Origin of the sequence: Rhizobium sp. NFR07, from assembly GCF_900111905.1 — a bacterium.
Lineage (GTDB): Bacteria > Pseudomonadota > Alphaproteobacteria > Rhizobiales > Rhizobiaceae > Neorhizobium.
In genome coordinates, this window is the sequence record NZ_FOKM01000005.1 from 1 (window position 1) to 25,070 (window position 25,070).

Genomic DNA, 25,070 nt, shown 5'->3' on the forward strand with positions numbered 1-25,070 from the left:
TCTTCTAACTAGACAAGGCCTAGACCTCGTCCGCGAAAACCCGCCGACCACGTTTCTCTTTCTTCCATATTCAATTGTCAAAAAACAGACGCTCAACAGCCTCATTAAAAAGACCGAAACGTCAAAACCCCAGGAGACCAACCGTTAAACCGGTCCCAATCAGCATCAGCCAATCTGTCTGAGATTTTATCGACAAGAACTTCGTCGCCAGCAGCGCCGCCGCCCTCGTCAGTGAGTGGGCTTATAGAGGACACCCCTTTTCCAAGTCAACACACCGCGTCGCAAAAACTTCAAGAAAATCGTAAGTGACTGGAATAAAAGGAATATTTGGTGTTCGAGGGCGAAAGGTCAGTTTTCCACTCGTCCTCCCGCCCTACAGATAGTGCAAAAATCGTGGATCGCGCCCCCTGCCCCAAAATCGCCCCAGCATTTTCACAATCCCATGGGAAGAGCGTAGGTGGGATTGACGTAAACCGAAGCCCGCGCGCGTATACATGCACGTATCGGCCCCGATTTGACTCCATTCTCCGAAACGGGCACATGTTTGGCCCAAGGTCCCTTAGGCAGATTGTAGGCTGTCCAGGGCAATAACGAGTATAAAAGGGACTGGCTCAAACGGCATGAACGTCGCCCGCAGCACCATACAATCGCTCGGCAACGAACCGCCTATCCTTGCAGACGGCCGGCGTGCGCCGGACCGGCGCGAGATCTCCTTCCGCTGGCTGTCCGGCACCTTCCTGACCGGTATCACCTCTTCCATCCTGATGGGTGTGGCCCTGTTCGCCGCGCTCGACGGCCGGCAGCAATTGGCAATTCCGGCGGAAGCCTCGGCCTCCATCCCCACCGATCACGACGGCGATCTCGTCCAGCGCGGAAAGCGCCTGCTCGGCGGCAAGATCGTCGCCATGCCCACAGACCGCAAGATCATGGAAGTCTCCACGGTCGTGCACGAGGGCAACAAGGAAGTCGTGCGCCGCCGTCCCTTCTCGCATGTGAAGATGAACCTCGCCGCCGACCACGTCGCGCCAGAGACTTATCCGAATTTCGATCCGCTGGCGATCTTCGCTTCCAGCGAGGCGCCGCCCCCGCCGCTCAACAGGACCGGCCTGATCTATGGCTCCAACGTCGAATCCGAGGTCAGCCTGCAGACCGTGGCATTCCCGACCAAGGGCAGCGACTTTGCCTATGCGGCGCCGATGACGCTGGAGGAGGTCGAGGAGAACGTTCGCTCGAACGGTTCGGTCCTGACCGCCGGCGATGCCCAGCTTTCGGCCCTCTATTATGTCGATCCGCAGCGCTTCTCCACCGCCGAGGACAATGTCGACCTCACGTCCGGGCTGACGGCCCGTATCGTCGAGGAAAACATGTCGGTCTCGGACCCGGAACCGATTACCCCGCATACGCGCGAATATGCGGATGATATCGTTCCCGTGCGCCGCCCCACGACGGTAGCCGAGGCCCTGACGGCGGTCGGTTATCCCGACGGCAAGGCGAAGGAAATTTCCGGCTATCTGCAGACCCGCCTCGGCGATGCCAAGGTCGAACCGGGCGACGTCCTTCGCATCGGCGTCATCCAGGAAGGCGAGATGGTTCTCGTCGTCCGGGCAAGCCTTTATCGCCATGGCGACCATCAGGTAACGGTGGCGCTGGACGATCATGGCCGCTTCATCGACGGCCAGGAGCCGCCGATGCTGGCGGCCGTTCAGTCCGCCTTCAGCGACCAGGCACCCCAGATCATGGCCGGCCGCGATCTGCCGAGCGTCTATGACGGCATCTATCGTGCCGCCCTGTCCTACGGAATGAGCAAGGAGATGACGGCGCTTCTCGTCAAGCTTCTCGCCAGCAATGTCGACCTTCAGGCACAGTTGCGGCCAACCGACAAGATCGAGGCCTTCTTCTCCGTCGCCGACGAGGAAGGCAAGGCGGGCAAGGATTCCGAACTCCTCTATGTCGACGCACATTTCGGCGACAACGACACGCGCTTCTATCGTTTCCAGAATCCCGCCGAAGACAATTCGGTCGACTATTTCGACCAGAACGGCAAGAGCATCCGCCAGTTTCTGCTGCGCAGCCCCGTCCCCAATGCCCGCATGACGTCAGGTTTCGGCATGCGCGCCCATCCGATCCTCGGCCGCGCCCTGATGCATACCGGTACCGACTGGGCAGCCCCGCGCGGCACGCCGATCATCGCCACCGGCAACGGCATCGTCGAAAAGGCCGGCTGGGATTCCGGCGGCTACGGAAACCAGACCCTGATCCGCCACGCGAACGGCTATGTCTCGTCCTACAATCACCAGAGCGCGATTGCCCGCGGCGTTCGCGAAGGCGCCAAGGTCACCCAGGGTCAGGTGATCGGTTATGTCGGTTCGACCGGCCAGTCGACCGGCGCCCACCTGCATTACGAGCTGATCGTCAACGGCACCAAGGTCGACGCGATGAAAGTGCGCCTGCCCGGCGGCAAGTCGCTCGAGGGCCCGGCACTCGCCCGCTTCGAGGACGAACGCAAGCGCATCGACGCCCTGCTCAACACCCAGCCCGACGAAGTCGCGAGCCGCTAAGTCAAACCCTTCGGAACTGAACGAAAATGGCGGCCGAAGCCGCCATTTTGTTTTGCGTGACGGGGTCGCGGCTTAAGCCGCTTCGCTCATGCTGCCCTTGACCCGGAACAGCAGCCGGTCGGAACCGGATGTCACCTTGACGGTCGAGCCATCCGGGATCTTACCACCGAGAATGTCCTCGGCCAGCGGATCCTGCACGAACTTCTGGATCACCCGCTTCAGCGGACGAGCCCCGTAGACAGGGTCATATCCCTTGTTCGCCAGCCATTCTCGCGCATCGCCGTCCAGTTCGAGCTCGATCTTGCGATCGGAGAGAAGCTTCAGGAGACGCTGCAGCTGGATATCGACGATCGCCCCCATCTCGTTCCGCTTCAGGCGATGGAACAGGATGATCTCGTCGACGCGGTTCAGGAATTCCGGCCGGAACGATGCCTTGACGACGCTCATCACCTGTTCGCGAACGCTTTCCGAATCCTCGTCCTCGCGAAGACCGGTCAGATATTCGGCCCCGAGGTTCGAGGTCATGATGATCATCGTATTCTTGAAGTCGACCGTGCGGCCCTGCCCGTCCGTCAGGCGCCCGTCGTCGAGCACCTGCAGGAGAACGTTGAACACGTCCGGATGCGCCTTCTCGATCTCGTCGAACAGCACGATCTGGTATGGCTTGCGCCTCACCGCCTCGGTCAGCGCGCCGCCTTCCTCGTAGCCGACATAGCCCGGAGGAGCACCGATCAGCCGCGCGACGGAATGCTTCTCCATGTATTCTGACATGTCGAGGCGCACCATCGCGGTTTCGTCGTCGAACAGGAAGCGGGCCAGAGACTTAGTCAGCTCCGTCTTGCCGACGCCGGTGGGCCCAAGGAAGATGAACGAGCCGATCGGCCGGTTCGGATCCTGCAGCCCGGCACGCGAACGGCGAACCGCACGCGACACCGCCTGCACCGCATGACCCTGACCGACGACCGATTTCGCCAGTTCGTCTTCCATCCGCAAGAGCTTGTCGCGCTCGCCTTCCAGCATCTTGTCGACCGGGATGCCGGTCCAGCGGGAGACGACATGCGCGATCGCATCCGGATTGACCACTTCCTGCACCATGGCATTGGTGGAGGTATCCTGGGCCTCGGCATCGGTGAGCTGCTTTTCCAGTTCCGGAATGACGCCGTAGGTCAGCTCGCCGGCACGCTGGAATTCACCCTTGCGCTGGGCGATCGCCAGTTCGTTGCGGGCTTCGTCGAGCTGCTTCTTCAGGTCCGCGGCGAGGCCGAGCTTCTGCTTTTCCGCCTGCCAGCGCGCCGTCAGTGCATCGGCCTGCTCTTCAAGCGACGTCACCTCACTGTCGAGACGCACGAGCCGGTCGGCGGACGCCTGGTCCGTTTCCTTCTTCAGCGCCTCGCGCTCGATCTTCAGCTGCATGATGCGGCGGTCGAGTTCGTCCAATTCCTCGGGCTTGGAATCCACCTGCATGCGAAGCCGCGATGCAGCCTCGTCCATCAGGTCGATCGCCTTGTCCGGCAGGAAGCGGTCGGTGATATAGCGGTTCGACAGCGTCGCCGCGGCCACCAAAGCGGAGTCCGAGATGCGCACCTTGTGGTGCTGCTCGTACTTCTCCTTCAGGCCGCGCAGGATCGAGATGGTGTCCTCGACCGTCGGCTCGTCGACCATGACGGGCTGGAAGCGACGGGCAAGCGCCGGGTCCTTCTCCACATGCTTACGGTATTCGTCGAGCGTGGTCGCGCCGACGCAATGCAGCTCGCCGCGGGCAAGCGCCGGCTTAAGCAGGTTGGACGCGTCCATGGCGCCATCGGACTTGCCGGCACCGACCAGCGTATGCATCTCGTCGATGAACAGGATGATCTCGCCGTTTTCCGACTGCACTTCGTTGAGCACGCTCTTCAGCCGCTCCTCGAACTCGCCGCGATATTTCGCACCGGCAATCAGCGCGCCCATGTCGAGCGCCATCAGCTTCTTGTCCTTGAGGCTTTCCGGCACGTCGCCATTGACGATGCGCAGCGCAAGGCCCTCGGCGATCGCCGTCTTGCCGACGCCGGGTTCACCGATCAGGACGGGGTTGTTCTTGGTCCGGCGCGACAGGACCTGGATCGTGCGGCGGATCTCGTCGTCGCGGCCGATCACCGGGTCAAGCCGGCCTTCACGGGCTTCCGCCGTCAGGTCGCGGGCATATTTCTTCAGCGCCTCGAAGCCCTGTTCGGCATTGGCGCTGTCGGCCGTGCGGCCCTTGCGGATGTCGTTGATCACCTGGTTCAAACCCTGCGCGGTAATGCCGGCCTTCTTCAAGGTCGCCGATGTCGAGGCGGAGCTTTCGATCAGAAGCGAGAGCAGCAGCCGTTCGACGGTGACGAAACTGTCGCCGGCCTTCTTGGCAGCGTCTTCTGCGGTCGAGAACACCTTGGCAAGCGGCTGCGAGAGATAAATCTCGCCATTGCCGCCGGAAACCTTGGGCAGCTTGGCGAGGGCCGCGTCATTGGCGATCCGCGCATCCTTGGCATTGCCGCCGGCACGCTCGATCAGCGAGGACGCCATGCCCTGGTCGTCGTCGAGCAGCACTTTCAGCAAATGCTCGGGCGCAAACTGCTGGTTGCCCGCCGAAAGCGCCTGGGTCTGGGCGGATTGCAGGAAACCGCGTACCCGCTCGGAATACTTTTCGATGTTCATATGTACCTCCTTGTATCGCCCTGCCCTTCGATAAGGCACAGACCGATGGTCGAGATTGAGCTCCCTCAAAGGCAAGCCCGCGCCGCGATCGGCGTCGGAGGAGATATGGGAGCGTCCTTCATCGTTTTAAAGGAGATTACCCTACGCTTTTCACTGAAAGCTTGCATGGTTCTGCCGGGGCACGATCCCACTATCGGTCAGCCATCGCCCGGCGCCTTACCATAAATTAAGCACATGCTTATATAGCCGGAGACCTTCGCCCTTCCTGTGCGTTCGTGAGGGATGGGAAACCTCGAGAAAAATCTCAATCGCGGCTTCTGCGTAGACCGAAACGGCAATTTCGGCATGATGACCGCCATCCTCCTGCCCGTGCTCATCGGCGTGGCCGGTCTCGCGATGGACACGCTCAATCTTTCGCTCTCACAAACGCAGCTGCAGCAGGCAGCCGATGGCGCGGCGCTCGCGGTTTCATCGGCGCTGGCCGACGGCACGGCCGATGCTACGACCGGACAGACGCTCGGCAAGAACTTCGTTTCCGGCCAGGTCGCCAATTACATGACCACCAGCGAGGCGGCGGCGGTGAAGAGCGCCACGAATGTCTCGATCACCACGACGACATCGGGAACCGGCAAGACCTTCGCCGTCGTCGTCTCGTCGTCCGCGGCGGTTGCGCTCAGCCCCTTCAGCAGCTTCATCGGCGGCAGCACGAGAACGATCACGGTCGCAAGCAATGCCGCAAGCGGCATCGGCACGGCACGCAACGGCGTCTCGATGGAAGTGCTGCTGGATGAATCCGGCTCGATGGCGGAAGGCAAGGAATGCATCTTGATGTTGCTCGGGATTTGCCTCAGCTACAAGCCCGGCTCCATGTCGAAAATCGAAGCCCTGAAAAAGGCCGCTACCGCTCTTTTCGATTCACTGGACAAGGCCGACCCAACCTTCAAGCATGTCCGAACCGGCACGATATCCTATGCCAACGGCATCAAGGGTCAGTCGGCGATGAACTGGGGCACGGCCGATTCCCGCGCTTACGTGAACGCAATGCCCCTGAACCCGACCGGCGGCACCGATGCGACAGCCGCGGTCACCACCGCCGATAAGGCCATACGACGAAACATCTATGGCACGGATGCCGAAAGCGTCGCGCACGCCAAATACCAGAACACGGCGGTGGAGCGCATCATCGTGCTGATGACCGATGGCCAGATGGAGGGCAACACCGGCAACTGGAGCGCCTCGCTTGACCAGAGTGTGAGAGATGCCTGCAAGGCGGCGAAGGACGGCGGCATCAAGATCTTCACCGTCGCCTTCATGGCCCCCGACAAAGGCAAGAGCCTGCTGCAATACTGCGCCTCTTCCAGCGCCAACTATTACGAGCCGACCACGATGGATGCCCTGATCGCCAGCTTCGCCGATATCGGCCAGAAAGCCACCAAGGTACCGACCCGCCTGACCAACTGACATCGCAAATGGATTTGAGGCCAAAGGATTTGAAGGAAGAAACTGCGGCCCGATCACCTCTTACCGCCCAAACGACAAAAGCTCCGGCCGGGAGGCCGGAGTTTCAAAGCCCGCCGGATGAAAGAGGCGGCTTCCGCTCTCCGCAATAGCTTCCCCGCAGCCGCCTCTTCGTGTCCCGCCATGCGACCCAACGTTATCATATACTCGTGAAGACCATTTTGTCGCAGGCCCCGGATACCTAGATCAAAAACGTGACGCCCTTCTGGGGGCGGGCGCCACCTCGATGTCCACGGCGTAATCGCCAGAGGTAACAGCCCAAAGGTACCAGCAATGTCAGAAGACAAGACCACCCAGCTCATCGGAATTTTCAAGACCCTGTTCCAGGACCATGGCCTGCCACGAGGGATCGAACAGATCTCCGACCCTGATTTCCAGGCCTTCGCGCAGGCGCATGTCGACGAGTTCGATGAAGCGCGCGACGAAGTCGAGAGCCATCAGACACTGTTCTGATCACCCGCCTGCCAGCCGTCGGCGCTGGCAGGCCTTCCGCCCCTACGAGGGCGCGATATTATCCGTCACAATAACACGCTAAGGTCGCACCATCTTCGATGGAGATGGCGATGCTGACGGATTTTCAGGCAACCGGAACGAATGCGGCATCGCCGATCTCGCTCACCATCCATCGCGGTGAGGGCATGGTCCTTCTCGGCATGGACTGGAAAGCGGGCCAGCCACCCGCCGACTTCGCAGGTTTCGCGATCCAGTACCGGGAGCCCGGCACGGCCTTCTTCAAGACGGTGCGCAACCGCATCGGCTTTCCGGGCCAATTAGTGCCCGCCGCCGGCATTCGAACCACTGAGGCTCCGATCCAGAAATTCCGATGGGTCCACTTTCCCTTCGACGCCGATCTCCAGGGCGACTATCTCTACCGCATCACCCCCATGTTCATGGATGCCGAGGGCCGGCTCTCAGCCGGCGAACCGCAGGAGGCGGCGCTCGCGCTGAAGCGCGAAACCATACCCGGGAAGCTGAATGTTGCCTTCACCCGCGGATATGTGTCGTCCCAGGCCTTCGTGCGCAACTTTACGGATGGCGGAAGCATCACCACGCTTGTCCCGCCCGACGCCGAGGAGGGCCTTGATTTCGTTCCGACCCACGCGCAGGCCGACCGGGCACTGTCCTGGATGGGCTTTGAGGCGCGCGCCGAAACCCTGTCGCTTCTCGAACAGGCAAAAGAGAGCGGCGCGGAAGTCCGCGCGATCGTCTATGACCTCAACCTGCCGGAAGTGGTGGAACGACTGGAGAAACTGGGGGCAAAGCTCAGGATCATCATCGACGACAGCAATCCGGGCGACGGGCATGGCCGGCCAAACTCCCCCGAAACGAAGGCCGCCAATCGCCTGGTCGCCTCTGCCGGCGCTGCCAATGTCAAGCGCCAGCACATGGCCAACCTTCAGCACCATAAGTCGATTGCCATCCGCGGCGGGGGCATGAACACCGTCGTCTACGGTTCGACCAATCACAGTTGGCGCGGCTTCTACGTGCAGTCGAACAACAGCCTGATCGTTCACGGCGAGACCGCCGTCGCCGACTATTTCACCGCCTTCGACAGCTATTTCGACGCCGGGCGCGCCGCCGATTTCCGCAATTCGCCGAGCGCCGGCAGGTGGCATGATCTCGGTCTCCCCGGAATCGATGCCAAGGTCGCCTTTTCACCCCATGCCGACGCCGCCGGCCGGCTGGAGGAGATCGGAGCCGACATCGACAGAGCCGGCTCCAGCGTCATCTTCTCCCTCGCCTTCCTCGGCCAGATGACCAGAGGCCCGATCGGTCCGGCACTCGGACGCGCGCTGGAAAAACCCGACATGCATGTGATGGGCATCGCCGATGGCAGGGTGGAGGCGGACAATCTGGGTCTGACGGTCATCAATCCGGATGGCAGGAAACGACTGGTCAGGGCCGCAGCGCTGACCGGCAACGTGCCGCCGCCCTTTCTCACCGAACCGTCCGGACTGGCCGGCGCCGACGGCAACAAGCGCGGCACGAGAATGCACCACAAGTTCATCGTTCTCGACTTCGACACGCCTGATGCCCGGGTCTATCTCGGCTCCTACAATTTCTCGGAGCCCGCCGATGACGATAATGGCGAAAACCTCGTTCTCGTCCGCAACCGCACCGTCGCCACCAGCTATATGATCGAGGCGCTGCGCATGTACGACCACTATGTCTTCCGTGTCGCCTCCGGCGAACACGAAGGACCGGCGAAGCCCCTGGAGCTGAAACCGCCGCCGCAGGCCGGCGCCGCCGCCTGGTTCGAACGCGACTGGACCGACCCCGTTCGCGCCCGCGACCGCTTGCTTTTCGGCCGCTCCGGCTGAGCCGGGCGTCACCCGGAAGGCCGGTTCACCGCCTTGAGAAAGCCGGAACTGCGTGAAATCAGAGGATTAGAGTGATTTCGCGTTTCGAAGAAAAACGGAAACGCTCCAAGACCGGGCCACCGCCCGAAGACCTTACTCGGCGGCCGCCTCGTGCACGCGCGCTGCATAGGCAGCGGCGATCTTGTCGACCTCGGCCTTGGAGCCGAAGATCACCGGTACGCGCTGATGCAGAGAGGTCGGCTGGACGTCGAGGATCGCGGTGTCGCCGATGATCGCCGCTCCACCGGCGGCCTCCGCCAGCAGGCCGATCGGATTGCCCTCATAAAGCAGCCGCAGGCGCCCACCCGAAGCCGGCTTGTGGCGATCCGCCGGATAGAGGAACACGCCGCCGCGATTGAAGATGCGGAGAGCATCGGCCACCATCGACCCCACCCAGCGCATATTGTGCCCCGTATCGATCGCATCGTCGATATAGGCGGCAACCACGTCTTCCCACGAAGCGCGGCGGGCCGCATTAATGGCGAACTCCTTGGCATCGGGAACGATCTTCGCATCCGCATTGGTCAGCACATAGATGCCGTCACCATTGAGCGTGAAGATCTGCACCCCGGCGCCAACCGTAAGGACCAGCATGGTCTGCGGCCCGTAGGCGGCATAACCCGCAACCAACTGGCCGCGGCCGGACTTGAGGATATCGGCGGATGTCTTCGCTTCGATGACCGAAAAGATGGTGCCGACCGTGACGTTGACGTCCAGATTGGACGAACCGTCGAGCGGATCGAAAATGACCGCATGCTTGCCGTCTGCATGAATGGCGACTTCGCTGTCGAGCTCTTCCGACACGGCGAAGGAAACGGACGGCGACCGGCGGCAGGCTTCGAGCAGAATGTCATTGGAAAGAATATCGAGCGGCTTCTGCGTTTCGCCCTGAACGTTGGTCACTTCGGTGGCGCCAGTCAGCCCGTCCAGGGAAGACGTTCTCAGCCTGTCGGAAATCTGCCTCGTGGCTTCGGCGACATTGCGCAGCACCGTCACCAGGTCGTCGCTCAGCATCGCACCCTTGTGGCTTTCGAGATAGGTTTCGAATGTCGTCATCAAGCTTTCTCCCTGCAAAACCGCGGACAAGGCGCCTAGCGCCGCTCTCGCTCCTATGTAGTGCGGACTTTTTGCAGAAGCGCAATAAATTTTCGCAATGCGGTAAGCAGTTATAATCGTTTGAAAAATCGCCACTCAATACGCAGCGGCAAGCGGCTTGCGGTTTTTCCTGCGTAAGCCGCCATTCAATCGTTTCGATGGTGAGCTGATGACGGTTCGGCATCCCGGATGTTTTTCGAGCCCAAACGCAAAAAACTCCGGTCAATGACCGGAGTTTTTCGATTGATGCGCTTTGGCTGGCGACTTATTCGCCGGCTTCCGCCAAGGCAGGCTCGCCGCCTTCGCTTCCGGCGTCTCCCTCGCCTTCCGTCTTACGCGACTGGCGACGCGGACGGGTGCTTGCGGTGCGGCGACGGCGCGGCGCGGTTTCACCCTGCGCCTCTTCTTCGACCGCCACTTCCGCCGGGGTACCCTCGATCACCGGCTGCGGGCCGGAACCGTCGGCGACTGGTGCGGAGATCGCTGCACCTTCTGCCGGACGCTGCTGAGCTTCTGCCGCGACCGGAGCCGCCGGAGCGTTGTCTGCGTCGGGCTGCTCTGCGGCTGCCGACCGGTTGTTGCGCTCGTTGCGATCAGGACGACGCTCGCGGCGTTCGTTGCGGTCGCGGCGGTTTTCGCGTGGCTGCTGGTCCTGGCCCTGCTGGCTCTGCTGGCTCTGCTCGCGGTTCTGGTTCTGCTCGCGGCGCTGCTGCTGGTCTTCGATGACCGGCTGCGGTGCGTAGCCCAGATCGTCGCCGTCACCGGCGTCCATGTCGTCCTGGTCGATCGAGTTGCCGTCGCGATCCTGGAACTCGCCGCGCTCCTGATGCTGGAAACGATCCTGCATCTGGGCCTGCGCCGCTGCGATGATGCGATTGTAATGCTCGGCATGCTGCAGGTAGTTTTCGGCAATAACCCGGTCACCCGAGCTCTGCGCGTCGCGCGCAAGCTGCGAATATTTTTCTGCGATGTGCTGAGCAGTGCCGCGGATCTTTATGTCCGGGCCGGAGCTGTCATAGGTACGGCTGAGCGGGTTTCCGCCCTTGCGGTTGAAGTTGTTGTTACCACCACCACCGCCGCCGCCGTTATTGTTGTTACCACGCCCTCGACCACGCTTATTCTGCTGTCCTGGCCTCATTTATCGTTCACCAACTCTTCTTCTTTGCTGATAGGGGCCACGCGGCTCGCCGGTCAAAACCGGAGCAAGACTTCGCGTGCTGCGCACAGGTCGACAAAGGCGGCCTGCCGCTTTCAAAGTCAAATTACCTGATTCACGCACCGGGATGTTCAACCTAGCCGGCTCTTCGAAAAGAGCAGAATTAAGGGTTGACCTTTAACCCGAACGAATCGTTGTTCATTCCCAGCCGCCCCGATGCGTAGCTGCAAGCTATCGCGATTACTTAGGAATTCCAAGCCTTTTCTTTCGCTATGCAACATCGGACGGTGGCCTTGTGAAAATCAATACCCGATCATTATCACCGTAGTCACGCTGGGCCCGCACGAGTGCAAAACCAGCTGCTTCGAAGATCGCGATCACCGGGTCTTTCTGGTCGAAACCGATCTCCAGTCCCACATATCCATGAGGTTCGAGGAATTCGGCTGCATGACCAGCAATGGCAACATATGCCGTTAGTCCATCAGCCCCGCCATCCAGTGCCGCCGCAGGATCGAAATTGCGGACTTCGGGCTCCAAAGTGGGGATGACTTCTCTTCGTATATAGGGCGGATTTGACGCTATTATGTCAAAGCGCCCCTCAATCATGTCAAACCAGTGGCTTTGTACCGTCTCGAACCGGCTATCCAGCCCCAGTTCTCTCGCATTGGCGCGCGCCGTCTGTAATGCATCGCCGGAAATGTCGCTGCCAACCCCTGAGGCATTAGGCAGCGCATTCAATAACGAAAGAACAATGGCACCGGTTCCAGTGCCGAGATCAAGAATCCTGATCCTGTCTTCTTTAAGCTGACGGGCGAATTCCAGAATAGTGTCGACCAATACTTCCGTGTCTGGCCGTGGCTCCAGCGTTTCCTTCGAGAGCAGGAAATCGAGGCCGTGGAATTCTCTTGAACCTAATATGCGGTGCACCGGCTCCCGTTTCAAGCGCCGGGCAACCGCATCGTCGATTTTCTTTGTTTCGTCGGAGCCAAGCACCCTGTCGCCATTGACGAAGACATCCGTGCTGGAAAGCTTCAGAAGCCCGCCGATCAGAAGCCGTGCCTCGATCGCCGCATCCGGGAGGCCCGCATCCGCGAACCTGCTGCGCGCGGTCGCCACGGCTTCGGCCAGCGTCACCGTCATCCCTGGCTCTCGCCGAGCTGCGCCAGCTGCCCCGCCTGATAGTCGGAAATCAGCGCGTCGACCACTTCGTCGATCTCGCCCTCCATCATCCGGTCCAGCTTGTAGAGCGTCAGGTTGATGCGATGGTCCGTCACCCGGCCCTGTGGAAAATTGTAGGTGCGGATGCGCTCCGACCGGTCGCCCGATCCGACCTGGCTCTTGCGGTCCGCCGAACGCTCGCTGTCGGCCTTCTGCCGCTCCATGTCGTAGAGCCGCGAGCGCAGGACCTGCATCGCCTTGGCCCGGTTCTGGTGCTGCGACTTCTCGGCGCTGACGACGATGATGCCGGTCGGCAGGTGAGTGATACGCACGGCCGAGTCGGTCGTGTTGACGTGCTGACCGCCGGCACCCGAGGCACGCATCGTGTCGATACGAATGTCTTCGGGACGGATCTCGATATCGATCTCCTCGGCTTCCGGCATCACCGCCACGGTGGCGGCCGACGTGTGGATACGCCCCTGCGTCTCGGTATCGGGTACACGCTGCACCCGGTGCACACCGCTTTCGAACTTCAGCTTGGAAAACACACCACGACCGGTGACGTTGGCGATGATTTCCTTGTAGCCGCCCGCTTCGCCTTCGCTGGCGGAAAGCACTTCCACCTTCCAGCCGTGCTCGCTCGCATAGCGCTCGTACATGCGAAACAGGTCGCCCGCAAAGAGCGCGGCCTCGTTGCCGCCGGTGCCGGCGCGGATTTCCAGGATAGCACTCTTCTCGTCGGCCGCATCCTTCGGCAGGAGCAGGACCTGCATGTCCTTCTCCAGGGCCTCGATCCGCTCTTCCGCTTCCGGCAGCTCCATCTCGGCGAGCTCGCGCATCTCGCGGTCGGTACCCTTGTCGGACAGCATGGCCTTGAGGTCGGCGACTTCGGAAATCGTCTTCTGATATTCCCGGATCTTGCCGACCACCGGCTGCAGCTCGGAATATTCCGACGCCAGCTTCACATAGACGTCGGCGGCCGGGCCTTCCGACATGCGGGCCTCGATCTCGCCGAACCGGCGTTCCAGCTCGCGCATTTTATCGACAGGAAGCTTCGCCACCCAATCGCTCCATTTGTTCTTGTTTTAGAGGCTATAGAGGAATGTTGTTGGTTTCTGCAAACCGCATCAACAATTCGCGTATCGAGCCTGTGGACTTCGTGTCGTCGAGCGCGGCGTTCAGCTCCGATGCCAGCTGGTCGGCATCGAGCCCGAGCAGCATGGCCTTGACCGGACCGATCGACGTCGCCGCCATGGACACCGAGCGGAAGCCGACGCCGATCAGCGCCATGGCCGAAAGCGGCTTGCCGGCCATCTCGCCGCACAGCGTCACCGGCGTCCGGTTGCGCTCCCCGGCTCTGGCGATATCGCGCAGGATGCGCAGGAACGGCTTGCCCAGATTGTCGAACCGTTCGGACACCCGCGCATTGCCGCGATCGACCGCCATCGAGAACTGGAACAGGTCGTTGGAGCCCACCGAGACGAAATCCACTTCCGCCATCAGCTCGTCCAGCTGCCACATCAGCGACGGCACCTCCAGCATGGCGCCGAACTGCAGCTTGCGCGGCAGCACATAGCCGAATTTCGACAGATACTGCACCTCCTTCTGCAGCAGGTCACGCACCGCATGGATCTCGGAGACTTCCGTCACCATCGGCAGCATCATCCGCAGCTCGACGCCTGCCGCCGCCCTCAGAAGAGCACGCAACTGGGTCCGGAGCAGGCCCGGCCGGTCGAGCGACAGGCGGATCGCCCGCCAGCCGAGCGCCGGGTTTTCCTCTTCCTGCGCTCTGAAATAGGAGACCACCTTGTCGCCGCCGATATCGAGCGTGCGGAACGTCACCGGTTTCCCTTGAGCCTGCTTGATGACGTTGCGGTAGAATGCCTCCTGCTCCTCGAGCTTCGGCATGGTCGAGGCGATCATGAACTGCAACTCGGTGCGGAACAGGCCGATGCCCTGCGCCCCGGATTCGGCAAGCTGCGGCAGATCAACGATCAGGCCGGCATTCATGTTGAGGCTGATCGCCTTGCCGTCCTTGGTCAAAGGCTCGACCGATTTCAGCGCCCGGAACTGCTCTTGCCGTTTGGCACGCAGGCGAACCTTTTCTTCATAGGCCTTCTGGATGTCGATCAGCGGCCGTACATGCACATGGCCGTCGTCACCGTCGATGATGATCGGGTCGTCGTTTTCCGCAAGCGCCACGAGGCCCGCCGCCTGGCCGACGACCGGAATGCCCATGGCACGCGCTACGATCACCACATGGCTGGTCACCGCACCATCTTCGAGCACGAGGCCGCGCAGGTTCTGGCGCGGATAGTCGAGAAGCTCCGCCGCCCCCATGGCGCGTGCCAAAATGATCGCGTCCGGCGGAAAATCATCCGCACGACGGCCGGAAAAGCCGGTCAGCTGGCGCAGCAGACGGTTGGCCAGATCGTCGAAATCATGCATCCGCTCGCGCAGATAGGGATCGGTCAGGCGCATCATGCGCGCCTTGGTGTCGCTCTGCACCTTCTCGACGGCGGCCTCGGCGGTCAATCCATTGTGGATCGCCTCCTCCATGCGGCGCACCCAGCCCTGGTCGTGGGCGAACATGCGGTAGGTCTCCAGCACCTCGCGATGCTCGCCCTCCTGCGCCACATCACGCCGCTGCAACATGTCGTCGATCGAGATCCTGAGCGAGCCGAGCGCTTCCGCCAGACGGCCGATTTCCTTGTCGGAATCCTCGTTCAGGAGGTTGGTGACGACGATGCGCGGCTCGTGCAGCACGACATGGCCGAGCCCGATGCCTTCGTTATAGCCATGCGCCTCGATCGAGACGGCGCGCGTCAGGTCGAGTTCCAGTCCCGGTGCCGTGATCTTCTTGAGTTCGCCGGTGGCGATCATCTCGGCGATCACCATCGCCGTTGTCTCGAGCGCCTCGACCTCGTCCTCGCGATAGTTGCGGCTCGCCTTGTTCTGCACGACGAGGACGCCGAGCGTGCGGCCGGCGCGCAGGATCGGCACGCCGAGGAAAGAATGATAGATTTCTTCGCCCGTCTCCGGCAGGTAGCGGAAGGCGGGATGTGACTGGGCGTCAGAGAGGTTGAGCGGCTGTGCCGATGCCGCGATCGTGCCGACGAGGCCCTGGCCCATCTTCAGCTGCGAGGTGTGGACGGCCTCCTTGTTGAGGCCTTCGGTGGCATAGAGTTCCAGCACGCCGTCCGAACGCAGCACGTAGACGGAGCAGACCTCCGCCACCATGTTGCTCGCAATCTGTCTGACGATACGGTCGAGGCGTTCCTGCGGGTCCAGTGGCTCGGCCATCAGTTCGCGCAGACGCTTCAAAAGAACGCGCGGCCCAGCCGACAGGTCTCTCATCGGCATAGTGCTCCCCTTACAGCCTCTCCATCGCCGCCCGGCGACGCGCCTGGCGGAGCATCATGCCGGAAGGGCTTCTATCAGCTTTTATCGAGACCGTATGCGGAATGCAAAGTCCGAACTGCAAGTTCCGAATATGCACCGTCGATCAGGATCGAAATCTTGATTTCTGATGTCGTAATGGCCTTGATATTGATGCTTTTTGCGGCAAGTGCCTTGAAAGCGGTGGCCGCGACGCCGGCATGGCTGCGCATGCCGATGCCGATGACCGAAACCTTGGCCAGACCTGATTCGCTCTGCACGACGTCGAAGCCGATCGCCGGCTTGTTGTCTTCCAGAACTTTGATTGCCTTCTCGACGTCGCCCGAAGGCACGGTGAAGGTCATGTCGGTCTTCGAACCGTCCTCGGAAATATTCTGGACGATCATGTCGACATTGATATGGGCGTCGGCCAGCGGGCCGAAGATTGCAGCCGAAACGCCAGGACGGTCGGCGACGCGACGCAGCGAGATCTGTGCCTCATCCTTGGCATAGGCGATGCCGGTAACGACTTCCTGTTCCACGATTTCTTCCTCTGCGCAAATCAACGTACCGGGTGGGTTCAAGAGGTCGCCCATGCCCGGTGCATCGGGATCCTCGAAACTGGAGCGAACGAAGGTGCGCACCTTGTGGACCATGGCGAGCTCGACGGAGCGGACCTGCAGGACCTTCGATCCGAGCGAGGCCATTTCCAGCATTTCCTCAAAGGACACCTTCTTCATGCGGCGCGCCTTGGGCACGATCCGCGGGTCCGTCGTGTAGACGCCGTCGACGTCGGTATAGATGTCGCAACGGTCCGCCTTGACGGCAGCGGCGATCGCGACCGCCGAGGTATCCGAACCACCACGGCCGAGCGTCGCGATACGGTTGTCCGGACCGAGACCCTGGAAGCCTGCGACGACGGCCACCTGGCCCTCGCCCATGCGCTTGACGATGTCGGAGCCGTCAATCTCAAGAATGCGCGCGGCGCCATGGGCGTTGTCGGTGCGGATCGGGATCTGCCAGCCCTGCCAGGACCGGGCATTGATGCCCATTGACTGCAGCGCGATCGCCAGGATGCCGGACGTTACCTGTTCTCCGGAGGCGACGACGGCATCATATTCGCGCGCATCATAAAAGGGCGAATTGGCGCCGGCGACTTTCGGCATGTCCTGGACCCAGCCGACCAGCTCGTTGGTCTTGCCGGACATGGCGGAAACGACGACGGCAACCTCGTGCCCGGCATCGACCTCGCGTTTGACATGGCGTGCAACGTTGTGAATGCGTTCAAGATTGGCGACGGAAGTGCCGCCGAACTTCATGACGATGCGAGCCATACGACTAAAACCACCAACTCGCTCACGGCCTGGCCGGAGCGCCAATTTCCACACACAAAAAGCCGCCCTGAAAAATCGGATGACAGAGGCCAGCATCGAGTTGGCGTCTCATATCGAAAAGGGGCGAGGCGTGCAATGGCCGGAATCTGGCTGAGCGGTACGCCTGTCATAAAAGAAAAGGGCCGCGCCGCGACCCTACTCGTTTTCCGGTTTCGGTCATTCGACCGATCAGTGATCCCAGACGGAACGCTTCTCGTCGGGAACGATCACGCGGCCATCGCCCCGCGCCCGTTCCGAACTCGGCGCATCCCGGCGCTCGGGACGAGGCCGTTCGTCACGATTACGTTCCGCGCGAGGCCGTTCCTCACGCGGGCGCTCGGCACGCGGCGGGTCACGGCGGTCGTTGCGGTCGCGGTCGAAGCCGGGAGGCGGCGGCGGGCGACGGCCCTCGTCGCGGTCACGGTCGCGGTTCCTGTCCCTATCCGAGCGGTCCCGGTCCCGATCTCTGTCCCTGTCGCGATCACGGTCCCAGCGATTACGATCCCTGTCGCGATCCCAACGGTCCCGATCACGGTCGCGGTCACGATCCCACCTGTCGCGGTCACGGTCTCGATCCCAGCCGGGCGGTGGCGGACGGCGGCCATCGTCCCAGCGCGGCGGGGGCGGCGGCGGAAGACGGTCTGCCCGCCAGTTATAGTCCCGCCAGCGATCGCGCTCGCGGTAGAAATTGCGGTCGCGGTAATAGCGGCCCCAATAGTTGTCGACCTCGAACGTCACCGACGGAATGCCGAGACCCTGGTAATAGTCCGGCGCGACATAGACGCGATTGGAGCGATAGGATGCCTGGACGTAATTGCCGGACACCCATCCGCGACCGTTATAGAACGACACGTCGCACCAGTTGACGGCACTCATGCAGCCGTTGATCGTCACCGGGGATCCGGCGGGGATGATCGTCACGGCCGGATAGGCGGTGCTCGGTCCCGACCGCATATTGACATTGGCGGTGGCATAGCCGCGAACCGCCGCATCGGCGATCGATGGCGCCACCAGAAGCGCGCAGAAGGCTGCAGCGCTCATCAAGAACTTCTTCAACGGGTTTCCTCCTGATCACCTTTTCGGAGCGAATATTTTTCGCTCCATGTTTTTATCGCCTAAATGTCGATTGACCCCGATTGTTCCAGTTGCGCCCTGAATGGCTCGTGAACGAGTTAGTAGGGCATAGTTCATCCCATGTGCGGGTTGTCAGCTCGTACTCGCACAGGATCACTTTGATCTGCCTCTCATCCTGCGTCGGCGCGGCGCACTTGACTTCTCCCGCCCAACGTCCGACTTCAGGATCGAACACGAAGGATGACGAAAATGACGGAAGCGGCGCCGACGACGGTCGACAAGGACCAGGTCGAAATGTTCTCGAAGATGGCCGCCGAATGGTGGAGCCCGACCGGGAAATTCCGCCCGCTTCACAAGTTCAATCCTGTTCGTCTTGAATATATCCGCAACCGCATCTGCCAGCATTTCGGCCGTGATCCGAAGGCGCACCAGCCGCTTGCCGGCCTGCGCATCCTCGATATCGGCTGCGGCGGCGGCCTGCTGTCGGAGCCGATCGCCCGCATGGGCGCCGAAGTAGTCGGCGCCGATCCGTCGGAAAAGAACATCGGTGTCGCGTCAACCCATGCGAAGGAGACCGGCGTTGCGGTCGATTATCGCGCGGTCACGGCGGAAGACCTGGCTGCGGCCGGAGAGAGCTTCGACATCGTGCTCAACATGGAGGTCGTCGAGCATGTCGCCGACGTCAACCTGTTCCTGGAGACTTGCGCCGGCATGGTCCGTCCCGGTGGCCTGATGTTCGTCGCCACCATCAACCGCACCCTGAAAGCCCGCGCATTGGCGATCTTCGCCGCCGAGAACGTCCTGCGCTGGCTGCCGCGCGGCACCCATCAATACGAAAAGCTCGTCCGCCCTGAAGAGATCGAGCGCCCGCTAGAAGCGTCGGGCCTGCACATCATCCACCGCACCGGCGTCTTCTTCAATCCGCTCCAGGATCGCTGGAACCTGTCGCCCGACATGGATGTCAACTACATGCTGCTGGCCAAGCGGGAAACGTGATCATCCGCCGATAGACAGCACATGGGCGAGAATATCCTCGTGTCTTTCCGCATTGAGCGCGGCGAGGTCGCGCACGCGGGGCCGGTCGATCGATATCCGTTCGCCGTTCGGCCCATAGGGCTCTTTGAAATGGAAGGCTGACGGACCCGGCCCATGGTCGTGAAGACGCTCGAACCGCTCCACGGCTTCAGCCCAGTCGGGACGCGTGTCCGTCCACCAGAGCACGAGCGCCGGCCAACGCCGTTCTACCTGCCAGTTGCGGGCATGTTTCAGCGCATCGGCATGCACGCCGGAATAGGAAAACGCCATCAGGCTTTCGAGATCGGCCCAGAGCGAAAGAGACGACGGCGCCCAGTCGAAACCGCTGCCTTCGATGAAGCGCGGAAAGACCTGCTCTCCCCAGCTTTCCGCCCCCGGTTCTTCACCATAGCCCGCGCGGCCGAGGAAACCTTCAGCGCGTTCGGCGGCGGCGAAATTCGCTGGCTCCCGAAGCCGAAAGCCCTCGACGGCATCACTCTCGTAAGGGGCAACGAACAGGCCGAAATTGTAGATCGCCAGTTTCGCCGCCTCCACCATGCTAGTTGGTGTCGTCGCGCAGGTTTGGCAGAGGCGCGATGTCTATGCCCTCGTCGAGCAGTTCATGCACGTCGTCGAGGCTCGCCTGGCCGATGATCCCGCGGGCATCCGCCTCGCCATAATGGATCTTGCGCGCTTCTTCGGGGAATTTCTCGCCGACATCCTCGGAATTGGCGCGAATGTTGGCGACCGCCTCACGCAGCTTCGCCATAGCCTCCTGGCGCACGATATCCATCGCCATCTGCCGCTTGGCTTCCTGCTTGCGAGCAGTGGAGACCGACGGCGCCATCAGCGACTTGGAGATCGAGCCGGAATTGCAGACGGGACAGGTGAGGAACCCGCTTGCGACCTGACGGTCGAAATCCGCACTTTCGGAAAACCAGCCTTCGAATGTGTGAGCGTTGTCGCAGCACAGGGAATACTTGATCACGCGGCAACTCCTCCGGCCTTTTGGCCAGGCACGTCTTCCAGCACGAACTCGCGTGCATTCTTGAGATTGGGAACCTTGCGCCGGGCGGCCGGCACGGCGTCGAGATCGATATCTGCGATGAGGACTTCTTCACCCGCGTCGCCGGCTCTGGCGAGGATCTTGCCCCACGGATCGATGATCATCGAATTGCCGTATGTCTCGCGGCCATCCTCGTGCAGCCCGGCCTGGGCGGCAGCGATTAAGAAGGCGCCGTTTTCGATCGCCCTAGCTCTCAGCAGGATCTCCCAATGGGCCTCACCCGTCTGGCGGGTAAAGGCGGCGGGAACCGTCAGAATTTCGGCACCAGCAACGGCTTCGCTGCGAAACAGCTGCGGAAAGCGAACATCATAACAGATCGCCATGCCGACCCGACCGAAGCCGAGATCAGCGACTTTGGCGGTATCGCCCGGCTCATAGGCCGAGCTTTCCCGCCAGCTCTCGCCATTGTCGAGATCGACGTCGAACATATGGATCTTGTCGTAGGTGCATACCTGGCTGCCATCCGGCGCGAAGATGAAGGCCCGGTTTGCGATCTTGCCGTCATCGCGGGCAATCGCCGTCGAGCCGACATGCAGGGTGATGCCGAGTTCCTTAGCCAGCCTGCGGGCGGTCGTCACGATGACGTCATCCGCCTCGCCGCGCAGAACCTCGCGGGCCGCCTTGCGGTCGCGCTGCAGCATGCCGGTCATCTCGGGCGTCTGCACATAGACCGCACCACGCGAGGCAGCATCCCGCACCAGCCGCGCCATATAGGCAGCGTTCTTCTCGGGGTTTACCCCGGAGCACATCTGAACTGCAGCGACCCTGATCGTCATTCCGATATCCTTACTGCGCCAGCATCGCGTCCAGCTTGCCCTGGCGCTCCAGTGCATGGAGATCGTCGCAACCGCCAACATGCTGGCCGTTGATGAAGATCTGCGGGAATGTCGAATGGCCGTTGGCCTTGGCGATCATTTCCTCACGCAACTCGCGGGAATAGGTCACGTCATGCTCGACATAGTCGACGCCCTTGGAAGTCAGTAGCGCCTTGGCGCGCGAACAGTAACCGCAATACTCGCGGGTATAGATTGTAACGTCTGTCATGGTAATCTCCGGGCGCCGAAAGAAGGGCAGCGCCGTCTGTTGTCTATCCGTCATATAATCTCGGCGAGAGCCATTGCAAAGGTCAACACGCTGACCTCTGCGGCGCCGGCCTTCTTGAGCGCCCGTGTCGCAGCGGACACAGTGGCACCGGTCGTATAGACATCGTCGACGAGAACGACGCGCTTGCCGAAGATCTCCGGTTCGCGCCCCGGCGGGACCGCGAATGCCGCCCGCACATTTTCCTCTCTCGCCCGAGCCGTCAGCCCAACCTGGCGGCGGGTCCGCTTGGTCCGAACCAGCGCGGCCGGCAGGTAAGGCTTGTCCGCCCGCTTCGCGAGGTGCCGCGCCAGCTCCGCGGCCTGATTGTATTTCCGCAGGACGAACCGCGTCCGATGCAGCGGCACCGGCACGATCGCATCACATCGGTCGAGGCAGTCCTGCCCTCCCCGCTCCATCCACGCCGCCATGGTTGGCGCCAGATCGCCTCGATCCTTATATTTTAGCCCATGAACCATCACCCGGGCCGCACCGTCGAAAATCACCGCGGAGCGAAGCCGGGCGAAGACCGGCGGATGCGCGATCGCCTGCGCCGACAGCATGCCCGGGCCGGGGTCGTAGGAGAATGGCAGGCCGAGCATGTCGCAATAGGGGCGTTCAATGAACCGCAGCTTTTGCCAGCAGGCAGCGCAGACAGCGCCGTGGCGGCCGGTCATGACCCCGCATCCGAGACAGATCGGCGGATAGATCAGATCGGCCGCACGCCGCGCCCATCCAGACGCGGAAGCGCCGAGACTGGAGACGAGACTGAGGGCCGGATGGTCGGTCATGGCTTGACAATAAGCGCCAGACGGCGCCTTAGCGAAGAACAATTCGAGTGGTGATGATGGAAATTCTTTTCGACGAGACGCTGGTAGCCAAAAGGCGCGAGCAGGCCTTCGCCAGACGGACGGACAAGGCCGATTTCCTTCTGGAGATCGCAGCCCAGGAAATGGCCGAGCGGCTGTCCGTCGTCGAGCGGCGGTTCCCGCAGGCGGTCGAACTGCATGGCGCCACCGGCGCGGCTGCCCGCAATGCGCTGGCGACCGGCAAGGTTGAAGCCATTTCCCGCATCGAGACCAGTGCGACCTTCGCTGCCGGCGGCGAGATCCAGGTCGCCAATCTCGACGACGTGCCGCTGGCGCCCGAAAGCGTCAACCTCGTCTTGTCGCCACTCTCCCTGCATTTGGTCAACGACACACCCGGCACCTTCGTGCGCATTCGCCGGGCGCTGAAGCCGGACGGACTGTTCCTTGCTGCGATCCCAGGTGCCGGCACGCTTGCCGAGCTGCGCGACGTGCTGCTCGCCGCGGAAGCCGAACTGACCGGTGGCGCCAGCCCGCGCGTCATTCCCTTTGCGGATGTCCGCGATGTCGGATCGCTGCTGCAGCGCGCGGGCTTCACCCTTCCTGTCGTCGATGCCGAGAGCTACACGGTGCGCTATGACTCGCTCTTTCCCCTGATGCGGGATCTGCGGGCCATGGGCATGACCAACCCGCTCACCGGACGCAGCAGAAAGCCGCTCAACCGCGCTTTCTTCCTGAGGGCGGCCGAGATCTATGCGGAACGCTATTCGGATCCGGACGGCCGCATCCGCGCCACCTTCACGATCATCTACGCATCGGGCTGGGCGCCGCATGACAGCCAGCAGCAGCCGCTGAAACCCGGCTCGGCAAAGGTGCGCTTGGCCGATGCCCTGAAGAAACTGGATTGAGGGGGAGTTCGCTTAGCGCGATATGGCGTTCTGATAGGTATTACCGATGTGGCCGAACATCGCGTTCATCAGGTCGTAATAATTGCCGAGAGCGATGGCCAGCGTGATGCCGATGATGGCGGCCAGCAGGCTATATTCAACGGCGGTCGCGCCGCTTCTGTCCGACAGAAGGCTACGGAAAAAACGCATGAAAGGTCCTCTCAAGACCGTCGCCTTCGCGTGATGCTCGAACCGGCGGTCAGCAATCCCCGTCGACCCCGTATCCCTGCACCACGCAGACCGAACCGGGCGTGTCCTGCAGGACGCTGCGGCGGATCGTATAGTGCTTGATATTGCCTTCGGCGGGCTTGATCGAACCCGTCGTCAGCATGTCGAAATCCTGCTGCACATTCGCCATGCGCTGCTTCTCCGCACGTTCGGCAAGCATCGGCGTGACAATGAGCGAGAGTGCGATGGCTGCCGTGCCGAAGAGCAGGGCGACGTTGAGTATGCCGGTCTTGCCGGATCTGTACGTCGCGCGCTGGCGATCGCGTACAGTTTTCCAGAACTCGTCGTCCATTCCTCGAAGCCTCGCCAATGCTATCAGGTGCCAAGCACTGACGATGCCAGAATCCGTTGAATGAATTGTTAACGCGATCTAAATCCGACGCCGCTAATTTTAGTTAAAGCAGATCCTGCAGGATCGGGATCAGCGGCTCGTCCGCCGGCGGCATGGGGTAGTCCCGCAGCGCATTCGGGCGCACCCATTTGATCTGCTGCCCCTCCCGCCCGGTAGGGATGCCCTCGAAGCGACGGCAGATGTAAAGCGGCATCAGCAGGTGAAAGGTCTCGTAGCTGTGGCTGGCGAAGGTCAGCGGCGCAAGGCAGGCGACCTTGGTCACGATACCAAGCTCCTCGTCCAGCTCGCGGATGAGCGTTTCTTCGGGTGTTTCGCCCGGCTCCACCTTGCCGCCAGGGAACTCCCACAGGCCGGCGAGTGATTTGCCCTCCGGACGCTGGGCGAGCAGAATGCGGCCGTCGGAATCGATCAGCGCGCAGGCGGCGACCAGCAGGATCTTTCTCTCCACGCTCATTCTCTAGTCTCCCTGCCGCCAATATCGATAGGAATAGGCCTTGCGGAAGCCGAGGCGGTGATAGAGCGACAGTGCCGCCTCATTGCTTTTCTCGACCTGTAGCCACGCGGTCTTGGCGCCGCTGATGCGGGCCCAGCGCAATGCCGACGACATCATCTCGGTACCGAGCCCCTCGCGCCGGTGCTTCTCGGCGACTGCAAGGGAAAGAATGCCGGCGAGGTCGTTGTCCTGCACGCAGAGCACGGTCGCGACCGCGCCGTTGTTCGGATCCTGCTTCATGAAATAGCCGGACGGCGGCTTGATGGCACTCAGCACTTCCGCGAGGGCTGGCTTGAGTGCAGCATCCTCTTCACCCACCTGCAGGCAGGCATCGGCGAAGCGGCCGATATCGTGGCTCGGCAGATAGTCGAGCGTGTCGGGCAGCTCCAGGCTCGCCAGCCCGGCCGTCAGCACGTCGACACTCTCGAAGGCCTCCCATCCGCTCTCCTCCAGATGCCGGATCATCGGCGGCGGCGCGAGCGGCGTTTCCCTGAGCACAAGCCGGCGGCCGTAATCCTCGAAACGCTTGGTTGCCTTGGCAAGCCGCGTGTCGAGGTCGCGATAATCGGACGGGTCGAGAGGAACGATGCAGTTCAGCCGCTTCGACGGATGCCCGCCGGTCAGCCGCACCTGCCAGCTTCCGTCATAGACGACCGATGCCGCAGGCCAGGCCCGGAAGCCTACGGCTTCGAGCCTGCGAACCAAAGGCAGGTCGGCAGGGGCGGAAGATATTGTTATCAC

At 62.0% G+C, this 25,070-nt stretch carries 23 protein-coding genes; 6 read left to right on the forward strand and 17 right to left on the reverse strand.

Annotated features, from left to right (window positions below; genetic code table 11):
- The first annotated feature begins 620 nt into the window (after window positions 1–620).
- The gene (locus BM216_RS11955; RefSeq protein ID WP_092999416.1) at window positions 621–2,558 is read left to right on the forward strand and encodes a M23 family metallopeptidase; all 1,938 of its coding nucleotides are present in this window, start codon (window positions 621–623) and stop codon (window positions 2,556–2,558) included.
- A 72-nt stretch (window positions 2,559–2,630) separates the two neighbouring features.
- On the opposite strand, the gene clpB is transcribed toward BM216_RS11955, so the two are convergent.
- A complete protein-coding gene (clpB, locus tag BM216_RS11960; RefSeq protein ID WP_092999417.1) occupies window positions 2,631–5,231 on the reverse strand; it encodes an ATP-dependent chaperone ClpB in 2,601 nt (866 codons plus the stop codon).
- A 345-nt stretch (window positions 5,232–5,576) separates the two neighbouring features.
- Between clpB and BM216_RS11970 the strand changes: the two genes are divergently transcribed.
- The 3 genes from BM216_RS11970 to BM216_RS11975 all read left to right on the forward strand — a co-directional run bounded on the left by BM216_RS11970 (window position 5,577) and on the right by BM216_RS11975 (window position 9,070).
- Entirely contained in the window at window positions 5,577–6,692 is a 1,116-nt protein-coding gene (locus BM216_RS11970; RefSeq protein WP_244530160.1) for a vWA domain-containing protein, read from the forward strand.
- Between the two features lie 330 nt (window positions 6,693–7,022).
- Window positions 7,023–7,202, forward strand: coding sequence for a hypothetical protein (locus BM216_RS33315; RefSeq protein WP_143102769.1), 180 nt, complete (start codon window positions 7,023–7,025; stop codon window positions 7,200–7,202).
- Between the two features lie 110 nt (window positions 7,203–7,312).
- Complete coding sequence (locus tag BM216_RS11975) at window positions 7,313–9,070, forward strand: phospholipase D-like domain-containing protein (protein ID WP_092999420.1); 1,758 nt, start codon at window positions 7,313–7,315, stop codon at window positions 9,068–9,070.
- Window positions 9,071–9,202: 132 nt separating this feature from the next.
- Here BM216_RS11975 and BM216_RS11980 read toward each other — a convergent pair whose 3' ends face one another.
- The 7 genes from BM216_RS11980 to BM216_RS12010 all read right to left on the reverse strand — a co-directional run bounded on the left by BM216_RS11980 (window position 9,203) and on the right by BM216_RS12010 (window position 18,325).
- Window positions 9,203–10,165, reverse strand: coding sequence for a class 1 fructose-bisphosphatase (locus tag BM216_RS11980; protein ID WP_092999421.1), 963 nt, complete (start codon window positions 10,163–10,165; stop codon window positions 9,203–9,205).
- Window positions 10,166–10,469: 304 nt separating this feature from the next.
- The gene (locus BM216_RS11985; RefSeq protein ID WP_092999422.1) at window positions 10,470–11,342 is read right to left on the reverse strand and encodes a DUF4167 domain-containing protein; all 873 of its coding nucleotides are present in this window, start codon (window positions 11,340–11,342) and stop codon (window positions 10,470–10,472) included.
- 288 nt (window positions 11,343–11,630) lie between these two features.
- Window positions 11,631–12,500, reverse strand: a complete 870-nt coding sequence (prmC, locus tag BM216_RS11990) for a peptide chain release factor N(5)-glutamine methyltransferase (RefSeq protein ID WP_092999423.1) — start codon at window positions 12,498–12,500, stop codon at window positions 11,631–11,633.
- Complete coding sequence (gene prfA / locus BM216_RS11995; RefSeq protein ID WP_092999424.1) at window positions 12,497–13,579, reverse strand: peptide chain release factor 1; 1,083 nt, start codon at window positions 13,577–13,579, stop codon at window positions 12,497–12,499. The genes prmC and prfA overlap by 4 nt, the downstream gene beginning before the upstream one ends.
- Before the next feature lie 31 nt (window positions 13,580–13,610).
- A complete protein-coding gene (gene ptsP / locus BM216_RS12000) occupies window positions 13,611–15,875 on the reverse strand; it encodes a phosphoenolpyruvate--protein phosphotransferase (protein ID WP_092999739.1) in 2,265 nt (754 codons plus the stop codon).
- Window positions 15,876–15,955: 80 nt separating this feature from the next.
- A complete protein-coding gene (locus BM216_RS12005) occupies window positions 15,956–17,230 on the reverse strand; it encodes an aspartate kinase (RefSeq protein ID WP_092999425.1) in 1,275 nt (424 codons plus the stop codon).
- A gap of 228 nt (window positions 17,231–17,458) precedes the next feature.
- A complete protein-coding gene (locus BM216_RS12010) occupies window positions 17,459–18,325 on the reverse strand; it encodes an SH3 domain-containing protein (RefSeq protein ID WP_244530161.1) in 867 nt (288 codons plus the stop codon).
- 267 nt (window positions 18,326–18,592) lie between these two features.
- Between BM216_RS12010 and ubiG the strand changes: the two genes are divergently transcribed.
- Complete coding sequence (gene ubiG / locus BM216_RS12015) at window positions 18,593–19,339, forward strand: bifunctional 2-polyprenyl-6-hydroxyphenol methylase/3-demethylubiquinol 3-O-methyltransferase UbiG (RefSeq protein ID WP_092999426.1); 747 nt, start codon at window positions 18,593–18,595, stop codon at window positions 19,337–19,339.
- Here the strand turns inward: ubiG and BM216_RS12020 are convergent, their stop codons facing one another.
- From BM216_RS12020 to BM216_RS12040, 5 genes are read right to left on the reverse strand one after another with little or no spacing between them, the layout of a single operon-like run.
- Complete coding sequence (locus tag BM216_RS12020) at window positions 19,340–19,915, reverse strand: DUF3291 domain-containing protein (protein ID WP_092999427.1); 576 nt, start codon at window positions 19,913–19,915, stop codon at window positions 19,340–19,342.
- Window position 19,916: 1 nt separating this feature from the next.
- On the reverse strand, window positions 19,917–20,345 hold the full coding sequence (locus tag BM216_RS12025; protein ID WP_092999428.1) for a DUF1178 family protein: 429 nt from the start codon (window positions 20,343–20,345) through the stop codon (window positions 19,917–19,919).
- Window positions 20,342–21,199, reverse strand: a complete 858-nt coding sequence (locus tag BM216_RS12030) for a carbon-nitrogen hydrolase family protein (RefSeq protein ID WP_092999429.1) — start codon at window positions 21,197–21,199, stop codon at window positions 20,342–20,344. Before BM216_RS12030 ends, BM216_RS12025 begins: the two co-directional genes overlap by 4 nt.
- A 10-nt stretch (window positions 21,200–21,209) precedes the next feature.
- A complete protein-coding gene (grxC, locus tag BM216_RS12035) occupies window positions 21,210–21,467 on the reverse strand; it encodes a glutaredoxin 3 (protein WP_092999430.1) in 258 nt (85 codons plus the stop codon).
- Between the two features lie 50 nt (window positions 21,468–21,517).
- Window positions 21,518–22,294 carry a ComF family protein gene (locus BM216_RS12040; protein WP_092999431.1) on the reverse strand — a complete coding sequence of 259 codons (777 nt, stop codon included), beginning with the start codon at window positions 22,292–22,294 and terminating at the stop codon, window positions 21,518–21,520.
- Between the two features lie 56 nt (window positions 22,295–22,350).
- Here BM216_RS12040 and BM216_RS12045 point away from each other — a divergent pair, with 56 nt between their 5' ends.
- Window positions 22,351–23,217 carry a methyltransferase domain-containing protein gene (locus BM216_RS12045; RefSeq protein WP_092999741.1) on the forward strand — a complete coding sequence of 289 codons (867 nt, stop codon included), beginning with the start codon at window positions 22,351–22,353 and terminating at the stop codon, window positions 23,215–23,217.
- A gap of 12 nt (window positions 23,218–23,229) precedes the next feature.
- On the opposite strand, the gene BM216_RS12050 is transcribed toward BM216_RS12045, so the two are convergent.
- The 4 genes from BM216_RS12050 to BM216_RS12065 form a co-directional block, all read right to left on the reverse strand.
- Complete coding sequence (locus BM216_RS12050; RefSeq protein WP_092999432.1) at window positions 23,230–23,406, reverse strand: Flp family type IVb pilin; 177 nt, start codon at window positions 23,404–23,406, stop codon at window positions 23,230–23,232.
- 49 nt (window positions 23,407–23,455) lie between these two features.
- Complete coding sequence (locus BM216_RS12055) at window positions 23,456–23,776, reverse strand: hypothetical protein (protein ID WP_092999433.1); 321 nt, start codon at window positions 23,774–23,776, stop codon at window positions 23,456–23,458.
- Between the two features lie 103 nt (window positions 23,777–23,879).
- On the reverse strand, window positions 23,880–24,290 hold the full coding sequence (mutT, locus tag BM216_RS12060) for an 8-oxo-dGTP diphosphatase MutT (protein ID WP_092999434.1): 411 nt from the start codon (window positions 24,288–24,290) through the stop codon (window positions 23,880–23,882).
- Between the two features lie 3 nt (window positions 24,291–24,293).
- Complete coding sequence (locus BM216_RS12065) at window positions 24,294–25,067, reverse strand: GNAT family N-acetyltransferase (RefSeq protein WP_244530169.1); 774 nt, start codon at window positions 25,065–25,067, stop codon at window positions 24,294–24,296.
- Between the last annotated feature and the right edge of the window lie 3 nt (window positions 25,068–25,070).